General features: G+C 59.7%; 11 protein-coding genes and 1 tRNA gene. 8 read left to right on the forward strand and 4 right to left on the reverse strand.

Features of this window, described 5'->3' with window-relative positions; all coding sequences use genetic code 11:
* The first annotated feature begins 30 nt into the window (after positions 1–30).
* On the forward strand, positions 31–288 hold the full coding sequence (locus ABD997_RS00270) for a YgaP family membrane protein (protein ID WP_345315023.1): 258 nt from the start codon (positions 31–33) through the stop codon (positions 286–288).
* Positions 288–725 carry a rhodanese-like domain-containing protein gene (locus tag ABD997_RS00275; protein ID WP_345315024.1) on the forward strand — a complete coding sequence of 146 codons (438 nt, stop codon included), beginning with the start codon at positions 288–290 and terminating at the stop codon, positions 723–725. Before ABD997_RS00270 ends, ABD997_RS00275 begins: the two co-directional genes overlap by 1 nt.
* Positions 726–762: 37 nt before the next feature.
* Here the strand turns inward: ABD997_RS00275 and rssA are convergent, their stop codons facing one another.
* A complete protein-coding gene (gene rssA, locus ABD997_RS00280) occupies positions 763–1,707 on the reverse strand; it encodes a patatin-like phospholipase RssA (protein WP_345315025.1) in 945 nt (314 codons plus the stop codon).
* Between the two features lie 158 nt (positions 1,708–1,865).
* Here rssA and ABD997_RS00285 point away from each other — a divergent pair, with 158 nt between their 5' ends.
* Positions 1,866–3,425: a SulP family inorganic anion transporter gene (locus tag ABD997_RS00285; RefSeq protein WP_345315026.1), complete on the forward strand. Its 1,560-nt coding sequence runs from the start codon at positions 1,866–1,868 to the stop codon at positions 3,423–3,425.
* A gap of 17 nt (positions 3,426–3,442) precedes the next feature.
* Here the strand turns inward: ABD997_RS00285 and ABD997_RS00290 are convergent, their stop codons facing one another.
* From ABD997_RS00290 to ptsP, 3 genes are all read right to left on the reverse strand, one after another.
* Positions 3,443–5,368, reverse strand: a complete 1,926-nt coding sequence (locus ABD997_RS00290) for a diguanylate cyclase (protein WP_345315027.1) — start codon at positions 5,366–5,368, stop codon at positions 3,443–3,445.
* 186 nt (positions 5,369–5,554) lie between these two features.
* On the reverse strand, positions 5,555–7,255 hold the full coding sequence (gene ptsG / locus ABD997_RS00295) for a PTS glucose transporter subunit IIBC (RefSeq protein ID WP_345315028.1): 1,701 nt from the start codon (positions 7,253–7,255) through the stop codon (positions 5,555–5,557).
* Between the two features lie 45 nt (positions 7,256–7,300).
* Complete coding sequence (gene ptsP, locus ABD997_RS00300; protein WP_345315029.1) at positions 7,301–9,880, reverse strand: phosphoenolpyruvate--protein phosphotransferase; 2,580 nt, start codon at positions 9,878–9,880, stop codon at positions 7,301–7,303.
* Between the two features lie 442 nt (positions 9,881–10,322).
* Between ptsP and ABD997_RS00305 the strand changes: the two genes are divergently transcribed.
* The 5 genes from ABD997_RS00305 to ABD997_RS00325 all read left to right on the forward strand — a co-directional run bounded on the left by ABD997_RS00305 (position 10,323) and on the right by ABD997_RS00325 (position 14,087).
* Positions 10,323–10,742 (forward strand): host attachment protein, encoded by a 420-nt coding sequence (locus ABD997_RS00305; RefSeq protein WP_345315030.1) that lies wholly within the window; start codon positions 10,323–10,325, stop codon positions 10,740–10,742.
* A 163-nt stretch (positions 10,743–10,905) separates the two neighbouring features.
* Positions 10,906–10,981 (forward strand) — tRNA-Arg (locus tag ABD997_RS00310).
* A 434-nt stretch (positions 10,982–11,415) separates the two neighbouring features.
* Positions 11,416–12,051: a DUF6988 family protein gene (locus ABD997_RS00315; protein WP_345315031.1), complete on the forward strand. Its 636-nt coding sequence runs from the start codon at positions 11,416–11,418 to the stop codon at positions 12,049–12,051.
* Between the two features lie 361 nt (positions 12,052–12,412).
* Positions 12,413–13,414, forward strand: coding sequence for an Ig-like domain-containing protein (locus tag ABD997_RS00320; RefSeq protein ID WP_345315032.1), 1,002 nt, complete (start codon positions 12,413–12,415; stop codon positions 13,412–13,414).
* 40 nt (positions 13,415–13,454) lie between these two features.
* On the forward strand, positions 13,455–14,087 hold the full coding sequence (locus ABD997_RS00325) for a hypothetical protein (RefSeq protein WP_345315033.1): 633 nt from the start codon (positions 13,455–13,457) through the stop codon (positions 14,085–14,087).
* The last annotated feature ends 17 nt before the right edge of the window (positions 14,088–14,104 follow it).

The raw sequence follows: 14,104 nt of genomic DNA on the forward strand, positions 1-14,104 counted from the left end.
CGACCCCCATCAAACTAAAAGGAGTTCATCATGAGCAAAGAGAGATCGTTCTGTACCCTACCCAACTCCACCGAGCGCACCCTGTACGCCTTCGCGGGCTTCATGGTTCTGCTCTCCGTGGCACTGACCGTCTGGGTCCACCCCATGTTCGTCTGGTTAACCGTGTTTGTTGGCGCCAACCTGATGCAAAACGCCTTTACCGGCTTTTGCCCTGCGACCATGGTGATGCGTAAACTGGGACTGCGCTCCGAGCGCGAACTGGCCCAGCAACCCAAAACGAGGACATGATGTTAAATAAGCATTTGACCCAGGGCGCCCTCGCCCTGCTTATGGCCACGGGCGCCCTGCTCCCCTCTGCCCTGGCTCTCCCTTTGGCTCAAGGCGAGGTGGACAGCGCCGCGACCGAAGCCTCAACTCCCGCTCCCGCTCCCGCTGCCCAGGCTGCACGCCAGGCCTGGCAGTGGATCCAGCAGGGCGCGGTGGTGATCGACGTCCGCTCCGACGAAGAGTTTGCCCAAGGGCACCTCAGTGGCGCTAAGCATATCCCCTATGATCGCATCGGCGAACAGATCGGGGGGCTGTCACTGTCGCCGGACCAGCCCATCGTGGTGTACTGCCGCAGTGGTCGCCGCTCGGGCATCGCCCAGGCAACGTTGGAGGCGATGGGGTACAGCCAGGTGCACAACGGGGGCGGCCTGGAAACTCTTCGGGCTGAGCGCCCCTGAGCGAGCCCAGTCAGTAAGGATTCACCAGGCCGCGGGTTCAGTGGCCGTTACGGCCGTTCTCGTAACGCTCCCGCTCCGCTTCCAGCTGGTCCGCGACCCTCGCCACCGCCGCTTCCCCGGCGGCGATCGCTTCGCTGGCACGCTGGAACTCCATGGTGGCGATCGCCCCCACCCTAGGCAGGACCATCGCCTCCGGCGGATCCCCCACCAGCCGGGAGCGCTTGTGCCGCTGCTCCAGGATCGCCATCGCCTGGTGCATCACCGCCACCGAGCTTGGATGCTCACTGGTAAAGGTGCGCTTGAGACGACTCAGCACATCCCGGCCGGTGATCAAAAAATCCATGAAACCGCTGTCGGCTGCCTGCCGCGTCTTCTGCGCCTCCGGCACCGGCGTGTCCATCTTGACCACCCCATCCCGGTGCTGACGACTCTCCCCGTGCAGGTCCACCGCGATCACCATATCCGCGCCCAGCGCCCGGCAAGCTGAGACCGGCACCGGGTTGACCACCGCCCCATCCACCAGGTAGCGATCGCCAATCTTCTTGGGCAGCATCAGGCCCGGAATGGAACAGGAAGCACGGATGTTCTCCTTCAGATCGCCCTGGTCCAGCCACACCTCCTGTCCGGTGTAAAGATCCGTGGCCACGGCCATGAAGGGCATGGTCAACTCATCCAGGCTGCTTAACCCGATGGCGCTGCCGCCAATATCAAACACCTTGTCGCCCTCGATCAGGCCACCACGGCGCCAGGAGGGATCCATCAACCCCATTACATCCCAGCTGGAGAAGCTCAGCACCCAATCCTCCAACGCGTCCAGCTTACCGGCGGCATAGGCAGCGCCGACAAAGGCCCCGATGGAGCACCCGGCCACCACCTGCGGGGCCATATCCAGTTCGATCAGTGCCTTGAGCACACCAATATGCGCCCACCCCTTTGCGGCCCCACTGCCCAGGGCTACCCCTATCTTTAACTGCTCAGACATTCCATCGCTCCCAAACGCGCTTATTGTTCTGCTGTGGTGGTGAACCTGTCGCCATTGTCACACAAATGCCAGCTTTTGATACATTTTGACAACACTTCCGGCGACTGGTACTTTGCCGCGCCAACCCTTCCCTTTCAACCCGTCAGGTCTCCTCTCCTATGTTTGAACTTCGCAGTAACCCAGACGCCACGGTTCGTGCCGATCTGCTCTCCGGCCTCACCGTTGCGCTGGCCCTGGTGCCCGAAGCCGTGGCCTTCGCCTTCGTGGCCGGGGTCGAGCCCATGGTGGGGCTCTACGCCGCCTTCCTGGTCGGCCTGATCACCGCCATCTTCGGTGGCCGGCCCGGCATGATCTCCGGCGCAACCGGCGCACTGGCGGTGGTGATGGTGGCGCTGGTGGCGGACCACGGGATCCAGTACCTCTTTGCCACTGTGGTCCTGATGGGGCTGCTGCAGATCCTCGCCGGTGCCCTGAGACTGGGAAAGTTCATCCGTCTGGTGCCCCACCCAGTGATGCTGGGGTTTGTTAATGGCCTCGCCATCGTTATTTTCCTGGCCCAGTTGGGTCAGTTCAAGGTTCAGGACGCCACGGGTAACTGGGTCTGGATGCAGGGACAGGCGCTCTATCTGATGCTGGGGCTCATCGCACTGACCATGGCGATCATCCACTTCCTGCCCAAGATCACCACCGCCTTCCCCTCCTCCCTGGCGGCGATCCTGGTGGTCACCGGACTGGTGCACGGACTGGATCTGGACACCGCCTCCGTGGTGGATTTTGTCCGTGCCATGACCGGTGACACCACCGCCACCCTGGAGGGTACCCTGCCCACCTTCGCCATCCCGGCGGTGCCCCTGAACTGGGAAACCCTGACCATCATCTTTCCCTACGCCTTGGTGCTAGCCGCCATCGGCCTGATTGAATCCCTGCTGACTCTGACCCTAGTGGACGAACTGACCCAGACCCGAGGCAAGGGCAACCGCGAGTGTGTGGGCCAGGGTGCCGCCAACGTCGTGACCGGTTTCTTCGGCGGCATGGGCGGTTGCGCCATGATTGGCCAGTCGATGATCAACATCAACTCCGGCGGCCGCTCCCGACTCTCCGGCGCCTCGGCAGCACTGTTCCTGCTCGGCTTTATCCTGTTCGGTGCCCATCTGATCGAGATGATCCCCATCGCCGCCCTGGTGGGCGTCATGTTCATGGTGGTTCTGGGGACCTTCGAATGGTCGAGCCTGCGGATCATGGGCAAGATCCCCAAGGCGGATGCCATGGTGATTGTTTTGGTATCGGCGGTGACGGTAATCACCGATCTGGCGGTCGCGGTCTTTGTGGGCGTGGTGATCTCCGCGCTGCGCTTCGCCTGGGAGCATGCCACCCATATGACGGCCAAGACCCACATCAATGAGCAGGGCTGGAAGAGCTACCAGCCCCAGGGGCCACTGTTTTTCGCCTCAGTTACCAGTTTCCTGGATCTGTTCGACGCCAAGAACGACCCCGAGGAGGTGATCGTGGATTTTCGGGACTCCCGGGTCGCGGATCACTCCGCTCTGGAGGCGATCGACACCCTGGCTGAGCGTTACCTGCGGGAGGGCAAGCGCCTTCACCTGCGCCACCTGAGTGCCGAATGTCGGCAGTTACTGGATAAAGCGGGGGATCTGGTGGAGGTCAACCTGCTGGAGGATCCGGATTACAAGGTCGCGACCGACCGCTTGGCGGGGTGACCGCCTGACGGGGCCCCTTACGCCACAGTGTGTGCCCCGGACTTCTCCTCACCCTTTGCACTGTTCGGCGCAGGCAGCGCCCTTTTACTGCGCTGCTTGTGCCGGTACATCCGCTGGTCCGCGACCTCCAGCGCCTGATCACAGCTGAGATCCTGCCCATCGAGCGCGCACACCCCCCAGGAGAGGCGCAGGATAGCGCGATCGCAACCTGGTATCGCCAGCGGCACCCCAGGATCCAGGATCCCCTGGCAAAACTGTTCCCCCTGGCCCTCGTCGGTATTCACCAGCAATATCAGGAACTCATCCCCCCCGAATCGACCCACCATATCCGACTGACGGACGTTCTGCTTGAGGTACTCTGCCACCTTGATCAACACCTGATCACCGATGCCGTGGCCGAGTTCATCATTGATCTCCTTGAAGTCGTTGAGGTCGATAAACACCAGCGCCGCGCTGCTCCCATGGCGCTGACAGCGCACGCTCTCCCGTCGCAACTCCATCATAAAGGCCTGGCGGTTGAGTAGCCCGGTGAGCGGCTCCATGCGGGCCGACTCGGAGAGTTCACAATAAGCTCGGTTGAGCTTTTGCAGCGAGCCGTGCAGTTCATCCCGACGCCGAACTTCGTCCGTCACATCCTGGATCACCCCCACCAAGTACTGCTGCTCCCCTTCGCCATCGAGGATCCCCTGCCCCCGGTCCCGCACAAACCGGATGGTCCCATCCGGACGGCAGACCCGGTACTGGAGATCCCACCCCTGGGCCGCCAGGCGATCCCCCCGACCGGCCATCACCGCATCCCTGTCCTCAGGGTGGATCTGGGACAGCAACAAACCAGGGTTGTCATACAGCTCCCCTCTTGTGCGGCCCAGGAGGGTTTCCACGCCCGCATTAACATAGTGGAAGCGGGTCAGGTCCGGCGTGGCGATCCAGGCCAGTGCCTGTTCGGACCAATACTCCACCATTACCCGTAGTTTGTGCTCCGAGGCCGACAGGGCCCGCTGGGCGCGCTTCTCCTCACTCACATCCTCGATGGCCACAATGAAATAATCCGGATCCGCCGTCACCAGGGTCACCGTCAACCGGCCCCAGACACGATGGCCATCCCGGTGCAGGTATCGCACATCGGCGCAGTAGTGGCTGCGCTGGCCGGAGAGCAAGGTCTCGAACTGGCGCAGATCCCCGGGGACATCCTCAGGGCAGGTGATGCTGTGCAACTCCCGGTCCACCAACTCCTCCTTGCTGTAACCGATAAAATCGGTAAATGCTTGGTTTACATTAATAAAGTGCCCACTGAGACTCATGTGCGCCAGGCCAATGGCCCCCAGCTCGAAGGTATCGGCAAAGCGCTGCGCCAGATCAGAGACCCCCTGCCCCACCTCGTCGCAGTGGGCCGCCCGCACACTCAGCAGGGCCAGGGCATAGGGGCGTCGGCGAAAGGAGAGACGCTTGAAGCGCAGCAGCACTTTGCGGTCCGGCTCACTGAAGGAGAGCCAGACCCGGCTGCCCAGTTCACCGTCGGTTTTGAAAAAAAGATCCCTCTGGTGCTGGAAGTGTGCCCGCTGACCCGGGGCGATGGCGCCTTCGAGCTCGATGACGCCGGAGGCCTGCTCCCCCTGGAAACCACTCTTGTTCAGCCAGATCTGACCTGCCCGACTCATGGCCACCGTCCGCCCCTCGCTGTCGAGGATCACCGCCGGATCCGGCCAGCCCCTGAGCCAGCGCTGCCAGTAGCTCTTCGGGGTCACAAAGAGGAGGCTGAGCGAAGCGGCCAACAAGCCCAGTGCCAGAACCAGGATGGTTAACAGCAGAAGCGGGGGAACGGTAAGGGAGAGGACCAGGCTGAGAAGTTCACCGGACAGCTCAACATCCGGAAGCCAGAGCAGCAGCGCAAGCGCACTGCCGCAGGCACCGACGAAGAGCAGTTTTAAGGTTTTTTCAGCCACATATCACTCCAAAGTTTAGGTCGTTGGCGGCCATGCCAAGGTGCTGCATTGAGCTTAGAACAGCCCACAGAGAAGGAGGGGGAGTGATGGAAGATCCGTTCGATTTTTGTGGCACCGAAGGGCCAAAAAACAAAAAAGCCCCCGGGATCGGAGATCCCGGGGGCCGCTTGAACAGCTTTATGACGCTTAGGATCGAACCGCCTGACCCAGGGCGGAGCCCAGCGCCTCGGTATTGTCCGCAAAGAGCAGGTGGGCCGTGTTGGCGTTGAGCACCAGCAGGTGCACCACCCCCAAGGCTGACAACGCCTCGGCATCAAGGGCAGCGGTATCAGCGACGTTGATCCGAAGCCGATTGTCCGCCACGGAAGCCGCGGATTTCAGCCCGGGCAGCTGAGCCTTCAGTGCGTCGGCCTGGGCCTGCATCTCGGGGTCCATGGCCACCCCCTGGTCGCGGGCCTCCTCGGACGCCGGGGTGGCGGCCGCCGAGGGCGTGAAACCACCGCTGCGCAGCAGCTCCTCCATCTCCGTCTTGGTGTTCTCGGCAATGGTACCCACGATGGCCTGGATGGCATTCCCGGATACCAGCACACCGGAGGCGCCCAACTGCTTGAGGCGCGCCTGGTCCACCTTGCCGGGATCGACAACCGTCATCCGCAGCCGGGTGATGCAGGAATCCACGTTGGAGAGGTTGTCGGGCCCACCAAACGCCTCGATAAACTGGCTGGCACGCTCAGTGCCGGTGGCACTGATCATCGCCTCCTGGGCCTCGATCTCCCGCCCCGGTGTTTTGAGGTCCAGGGCCTTGATCGCCACCCGGAACACCACGTAGTAAACCACCGCGTAACCCAGCCCGACCACCAGCATCAGCGGGATCTTCTGGGCATTGGGACTCAGCACCACGAAATCGATCAGGCCGTGGGAGAAGCTGGTGCCGTGAACAATCCCCAGGGCATTGGAGACCACGTAGGCGGAGCCGGCCAGCAGGGCATGGATCCCGTAAAGCACCGGCGCCACAAACAGGAAGGCAAACTCGATCGGTTCGGTGATCCCGGTAAGGAAGGAGGTCAGCGCCGCCGACACCATCAAGGAGCCGACCTTTGCACGATTCTCCGGACGGGCACTGTGCCAGATCGCCACGGCGGCCGCAGGCAGGCCAAACATCTTGAAGAAGTAACCGCCCGCCAGCTGCCCGGCGCTGCCGTCACCCTGCATGAAGCGGGACAGCACCCCCCGCACCACTTCGCCACTCGGCAGGGTGTAGCTGCCCACTTCGAAGAAGAAGGGGGCGTTCCAGACATGGTGCAAACCAAAGGGGATCAGCGCCCGCTCCACCACGCCGTAGATGCCAAAAGCCAGGGTCGGATTCTGGTACGCCGCCCAGTGGGAGAAAGTATCGATGGCGGCGCCGATGGGCCACCACACCACCGTCAACAGGGCACCGGCCAGGATGGCGGCAAAGCCGGTGATGATCGGCACCGCCCGCTTGCCGGAAAAGAAGCCAAGGTAAACCGGCAGCTCAAGCTTGAAGAAGCGATTGAAGGCCCAGGCGGCGATCCCGCCGGCGATGATCCCCCCGAGGACACCGGTATCGGTGCCCGGTGCCAGCAGGGTGATGGTCTTGCCCATGATCTCGTAACCGATCAGCGCCGCCACCGCCGCCACACCGTCGTTGCGGGTGAAGCCCAGGGCCACCCCCATGGCAAAGAGCAGTGCCATGTTCTCGAACACGGCACCACCGGCCTGCTGCAGCAGGGAGGAGACGATCGCCGGCAGGAAGCTGAATTGTGCGGCGCCGACCCCCAACATGATCCCCGCCACCGGAAGAACCGAAACCGGCAGCATCAGGGCCTTACCGACCTTCTGAAGGGTCGCGAATGCGTTAGTCATAATACTCATAATCGTTGTTTTTCCATCCTGGCCTCAATGGCCCGACTAGTGACCATCCAAGGTGGCATGAAATGCCTGCATCTGGGCGCGAACCTCCGCCGCATCGGCACAGGCCATGGCGGCATCGGCCAGTGACTCACAGGCCTCCCGGCTCAGGTTACGAACCTGCTGTTTAACCTGGGGAATAACCGGCACCGAGCAGGACAGCTCGTCCACCCCCAGTCCCACCAGCAGCGGCACCGCATCCCGCTCGCCCGCCAGACCGCCACAGACCCCCGTCCACTTGCCGGCCTTGCGTGCCGCGTCGGTGGTGGCCTTGATCAGCCTCAGTACCGCCGGGTGAAGGCCATCGGCAATCGCCGCCAGTTTGGGATGCCCCCGGTCGATCGCCAGGGTGTACTGGGTCAAATCATTGGTGCCTATAGAGAAGAAATCCACGTGGGGGGCCAGCACGTCCGCCATCAGTGCCGCAGAAGGCACCTCGATCATGATCCCCACCTCGATATCGTCCAGGTTGACCCCCAGCGCCTCGGCCTCTTGGGCCAGGATCCGCTTGGCCAGTTTCAGCTCAAACAGGCTGGAGACCATGGGGAACATGATCCGCACCCGCCCCGCGTCACTGGCCTTAAGCAGTGCGCGCAACTGCTGGCGCAGCACCACGGGTTTGTCCAAGCCCACCCGCAGTCCCCGCTCCCCGAGGAAAGGGTTATCCTCTTTGGGCAGCGGCAGGTAGGGCAGGGGCTTATCACCGCCCACATCCAGCGTACGCACCACCAGGGGCCGCGACTCAAGTGCCGCGAGCACGGCTCGAATGGATTGCTCCTGCTCACTTTCGCTCGGGAAGACCGGCGATGCCTCGTAGAGAAACTCCGTGCGCAACAGGCCCACCGCTTCTCCGCCATTGGCCACCAGCTTAAGCGCGTCCTCCGCCTTGGCGATGTTACCGGCCACCTCGATTCGTACACCGTCCCGGGTGATCGCCGGCTCATCCTTACTGGCAAAAGCTTCGGCATCGCGCTGCGCCTGCTGCTCCTGATGCTGGGCCAATGCCATCAACTGCGCACCGGAGGGGTTCAGGCTCAATAAACCCGCGCCGGTATCCAGCAGTGCCGGGGTGTCGTGCAACTCCAGCACCCGTTCATCCACGCCGGTCAGTGCTGCGATCCCCAGTGCCCGGGCGAGAATGGCACTGTGGCTGGCGCTGCCGCCCTGGACCGTCACCATCCCCACGACCCGCTCAGGGTCGAGCTCGGCGGTATCTGAAGGGGTCAGCTCCCGCGCCACCAGGATGGTGCCTGCAGGCAGATCCGATGGGATCGCCCGTTGCGGAAGGCCCGCCAGCAGACGGGAGACCCGCTCCCCAACATCCCGAAGATCGGCAGCCCGGCCTGCCAGCACCACGTTGTCCATTGATGCCAGCTGTTTCGCCTGCTCGCTCACCGCCTCCGCCCAGGCGTAACCGGCGGATTGGCCCTGGGCGATCGCCGCCATCGCCGCATCGAACAGATCCGGGTCCGACAGCAACTCCTGGTGCGCCACGAAGATGTCCGCTTTCTGCCCCATCCCCTTAGCTCGCAGGTCGGCCACGGTCTCCTCGAGCGTCTTCCCGGCAGTCTCCACCGCCTGTGTCAGCGCCTCCCGCTCCTGACCAACGCCGCTGCCCTGCTTCACGACCTGGGGCAGTTCTGAGTTCGCCACGAAGAGGGTGCCATGGACCTGGCCCGGCGCCGCCTCGACGCCGCGCAGGGTGCCCTCTTCGTCATCCTGAGCAAAGAGCAACGAAGGTTCTGCATAGAGATCCAGCTCCGCTTGCGCTTCGGCCCTGCCCGGCTCTGCACCCGCCTCACCAAGGCCAGACTCAAGCCCGGCAACCACGGCGCGGATCGCCGCCTCCGCATCTTCGCCCTGCGCCAACACCTGCACCTCATCGGCAAAGGCGACATTCAGGCCCATCAGTGCCACCACGGAGCGGGCGTTGACCACCGACTCATCTTTTTTCAATAGCACCGCGCTGTCGAAGCGCTTGGCAATGGCTGCCAGCGCGGCCGCGGGGCGGGCATGCAACCCTACTGGGTTGATGATGCGAACCGATTCAGAAGCCTGCATCGACTCCAGATCCTGCGCTGCAGGGGCATCCCCGTCAGCCGACGCTTTAAACTCAACACTAAACAGCGGGTCACCCACACGAACGAAGGCCTCTTCAGTGGGGGTCAACGAGAGGATCCTGTCCTGGTCGGTCAGCAGCACCACGGTACGCAGTGAACGTGCTTTCATCGCGATCCGGTCCAGGTCCAGTTCCAGCAGCGGTGTTTTCGCCGTTACCCGCTCCCCCTGCTGCACCCGGGCGGTAAACCCCTCCCCACCGAGCTTGACCGTATCGACACCGACGTGGATAAGCAGCTCGGCACCACTGTCCGTGGTCAAGGTGACCGCGTGGCAGGCGGGGTGAACTTGGGTCACCGTCCCATCGCAGGGGGCACATAGCAGCGATTCCGTCGGATCAATGGCGTAGCCATCCCCGACCAGTCGCTGGGCAAAAGCCGGATCCGGTACCTGCGCCAGTGGGCAGGCGATCCCGGTCATCGGCGAAAGCAGTTGCAACACTGCCGATTTGGTTGCAGTCATAGCGAACCCATCCTTTCATTCTGTTCAGAAGCGCAAACGCACCCTCTGGCATCCATCCGGGGTTATCCCGTCTGAGAGTGAGGTATTATCCTCATCACCCTAGCGTTTACGTCCTATTTTTCTGTGATTTATCCCGTGATCTGGCACGCAAAATCCCGGCTCCCTCCAGCTTCGCTTGCGAACGAGGAAAATTGAAGCAAAAAGCGTTTTTTATCACGTTTATCTTGGCTGTTTAATGAATCGACTTCGACTCGGTTTCTGTCTGAACTCACTCTCGATCGCCGCCAAGAGCCTAGCACCGGACACTCGCGCCTACGCCGGTGGCCCCGCGAAGTCATGGCACGACGACTATACTCTGGCTGGGAAAACCGCTTGCCGAACCGCATCCTCCAGGCATTCACCCCAGAGGCATGCCACTCGGCCTTATGAGAGAGGAAAGACCATGCCAGACACCTGGGTTCTTGTCGCTGACAGCTGCCACGCACGTTTTTTCACCAATGAACAGGCCAGCGGCCCTATCGTCGAACAGTACGCACTGACCAATCCCTCAGGCCGACTTCATCGCGGTGATATCGTCTCCGATCGGCAGGGACATAATCGCAAAGGAGACATGGGCCACGAGGCCAAGGCTCAGCAGGAAGGCATTAGCCGCTTCGCATCGAGCGTGTGTGAAACCCTGGAGCAGGCCCGAAACGAGGGTGAACTCGGCAAGCTCTACGTCGTTGCACCCCCGCAGTTTCTCGGAGAGCTGCGTAAACACCAGAGCACCCCGCTGCAAAAACATGTCGCGCAGGAGCTGGGCAAGAACCTCGCCACCAGCGATGTCGACACCATCCGGGACGCCCTGCCCAACAGACTCTGAGATACCGCCCCGGCGGCATCACGCCTGCCGGGGCAAAAATCCCCCCCATGCCCTATCTTCCGCTCTAACTTGTCGCACCGGCCTATAATCGAGCGGTCAGAATTTCCCCACTCGGAACTCAACGCTTTCATTTGCGAAAAGAAAGCCGTTAAAATGGCGCCAACTCCCCATAGCTCAACAGGATAGAGCAGCCGCCTCCTAAGCGGCCGATAGAGGTTCGAGTCCTCTTGGGGAGGCCATATCCTCACTTTTCACCTTTAAATTCAAAAATTTAAAAATGGTGAAAGATTTTGTGCCGCACTTGTGCCGACCCCAAACCAAAGCTTTCTTCTGCCCTTCCTGGCCTAATCCTTCGGCCAAGCCTCGATTTTCTGCACTTTGCGCTTCAACGCAATCCACTGCAAAATGGCTCCATTAGTCGTCATAACTTGCCAGCAAGACAGATGCTCCCTCTTCGCCCTAACAATCTCGAAGGGTTCTCTATTTCAGCGTTTGAGCAGATTAGGCGCCCCAGCATCCGCGGCATCACCCAAAAGATCATGAGAAGCGTTAACACGAAAGCTAAGGTAATCGGATGCAGCGGTCTTAAAGACAATTATTATGCATTCGAAATGGTCTATCGCCGGAGACGCCAGTACGCGAAGCAGCCAAAACAATAATCAATGGGACAGACTTGAACACATTACTCAGACGCTCGGCAGAACTCGATGTAGTGATAAGCCGCATCCAGCTGCTAGCTCCCTACCAGAGCAATCCCCGAACCATGGGGGCTCATACTCTTTGTAGTGTTTCATACGAGCATGCCGAGAGTGCCAGGCTTCTCATCTCTAACGGCAACTTCACGTCCGCCGTGGGTCTGCTTCGGCTTCAATTTGAAGCTGCTGTAAGAGCGATATGGCTCTTCTACTCCGCGTCAGATACCGCAGTAGAGAAGCTGACAGCGGTATTAACTGCCGAGACCGCAAAGCGAGGTGAAAAAGTCCCCATGCTCGGTGAAATGCTCAATAAACTCGATGGCAAAGCTCCCCAAGAGGCTGTGAGTATGTTGTTGGAGTTTAAAGAGTATTCATGGAAGCCCTTGAGCTCATTTGTCCACGGCGGTATTCACGCAATACATCGTCATGCGGCTGGCTACCCTGAAGCCCTATTAGAACAAGCGTTGAGGGCATCAAATGGTCTTTCCATCATGGTGGGGATGTTCCTTGTTATCCTTTCAGGCGATCCCGGACAGCAGGGCGCCATTACGGCTCTTCAACAAGAGTTCGCAGACTGCTTACCGCCTAATAGACGCGACCTCACTCAGGATTAACCCTGTGACAAGAGCCGCCATGACTGTACATCGAGCACCCAAAACCACACCATCAGCTGATAAAGCGCCCCTCTCGCCGCCTTTACCCCGTTCACCCTTAACACCTCCGATCAAACTTTGCCGGGGGCGTCATAAAAAATCTGCTTTCACCTACGCAATTCGCTGACTGTCTGAGAAAGGCGGTTAGATCACTGCCTACCTAGCGCTGTAACGAGTGCTAGCCAAGGTGAGGTATTGCACTCGGCGATTCTGGAGCAAGTCCAGTCCGATAAACGCCCCCATGCATTTGACATCGTTTCATTTTTCGCGATAAAAAGGCATGGCTGCCAAGGATAGGTAGCGCGTCAAAAGGGTGTTGCTCATGGCATCGCAGTTTGTATTATTTCGTTATATTCTTTTAATGGTTTCCGCCTCCATTTTGATCGGTTGTGGTGGTGGCTCCAATGACTCTTCGGGCGAAGAGCCCCCTCCTAAAGAGCACGGCCACCCCCTCTTTTTTGCTCAAAACGTCACGAAAACTTATGGCGATGCCGATTTCTCCCAAAAGGTGTCTGGTGGTAATGACGGTTTCATTTCCTACAGTTCCAGCGACAACTCAGTGGCCACCGTGGGCGCGAGCAGTGGTCAAGTCACCATAATCGGGGCTGGCCGCACGACGATTACGGCATCTGAAGCGGAGTCGAGTCGATACTTTTCCCAGTCAACCAGTTATCTTCTGACCGTGAAAAAAGCTCCGGGTAAGCCAATCACCATCGGCGATGACATGCTGCTCACCTATGGCGATGAGGACTTTGTTCAAGCGGCCGAAGGTGGCAACGGAGAGGCCATCAGATATACCTCGAGTGATCCGACCGTGGCCTCCGTAAACACAGAATCTGGCGTCGTTAGCATCAAAGGGGCAGGCGCCGCGGTTATTACCGCCACTCAAGCTGAGTCAGAAAACTATCTATCGCAATCCGCCAGTTATCAAGTAGTCGTGGCCAAGGCTTCCGGAGCGGCTGGGACTCCTCTCTTTTTTGCTGGGGACGTCAATAAGTTTGAGGATGATCCTCCATTTAGCTATTCAGCCCAAGGCGGTAACGGCGGTCATGTGTCCTATAGTTCGAATAATGAACAGGTTGCAAGTGTCGATAGTAACGGTCTGGTGACAATAAAAGGTTCCGGAGAGGCTCAAATCATCGCCCAAGAGGCCGAAAGTAATAATTATTTTGGCCAGAGCACCAGTTACATACTGACTGTAGAGCCAGTTATCATCGTGATTCCTGAAACCCTCTGGGATGAGGCCGATTGGGATGACACGAATGCCACCTGGGGACAAATTCACCCTGATGCGCCACATTGGAATACAGCAGTATTCCAATAGATATAAATGGAATTACATACCTTCAAAAGGAACCTCGCATATGAAACCATTTCTCTCTGCCTTTATATTGGGAGTCACTGCCCTGCCACTGTCGACCGCTTTGGGTGCCGGCGAACCTGTTGGTCATCAATTTAACTCTGGCGATCCCATCATTGCTGCGGAAGTCAACGCCAACTTTCAGGAGTTGGCTGACCGCATTAATTCGGCTAACTCCGCTGTAAGTAATCTCGATTCCTCTCTCTCTGCCGAAAACTCTGCCCTGGACACGCGCGTCGCCGCTTTGGAGGCGCAGCAGCAACCAGTGACTAACTCTCAATTTATCGGCGTCTCTAGCAGTATGGTGGCTGGAAACATCGGCGTACTGGAAATGACAAAGCAATGCCAAATTGATTATCCGGCAAGCCGTGTCTGTAACACATTGGAGATCGTAAGAACGGTCGAAATACCAGAAGTTCCTGAAGGCTATTATTGGGTAAAACCAGTGATGTCTGGAGCAGGAACAGGGTTATCAAGTACAAGTAGTCTGGCGACCTTTGATTTAGGCTCAGGGATAACGTCCGCCAATCAAGGGCTATCCTGTGACAATGGGAACAGTGGTATCAGAGTATCCCAAACTGGGAGGTTTTTGACCGCCAACTGCACCACAGAATTCGCTATCGCCTGTTGCAAATAGTGATAGATAAAAGGTAG

The sequence above is a fragment of the Ferrimonas gelatinilytica genome, assembly GCF_039544205.1.
In the GTDB taxonomy this organism is placed as follows: Bacteria; Pseudomonadota; Gammaproteobacteria; order Enterobacterales; family Shewanellaceae; genus Ferrimonas; species Ferrimonas gelatinilytica.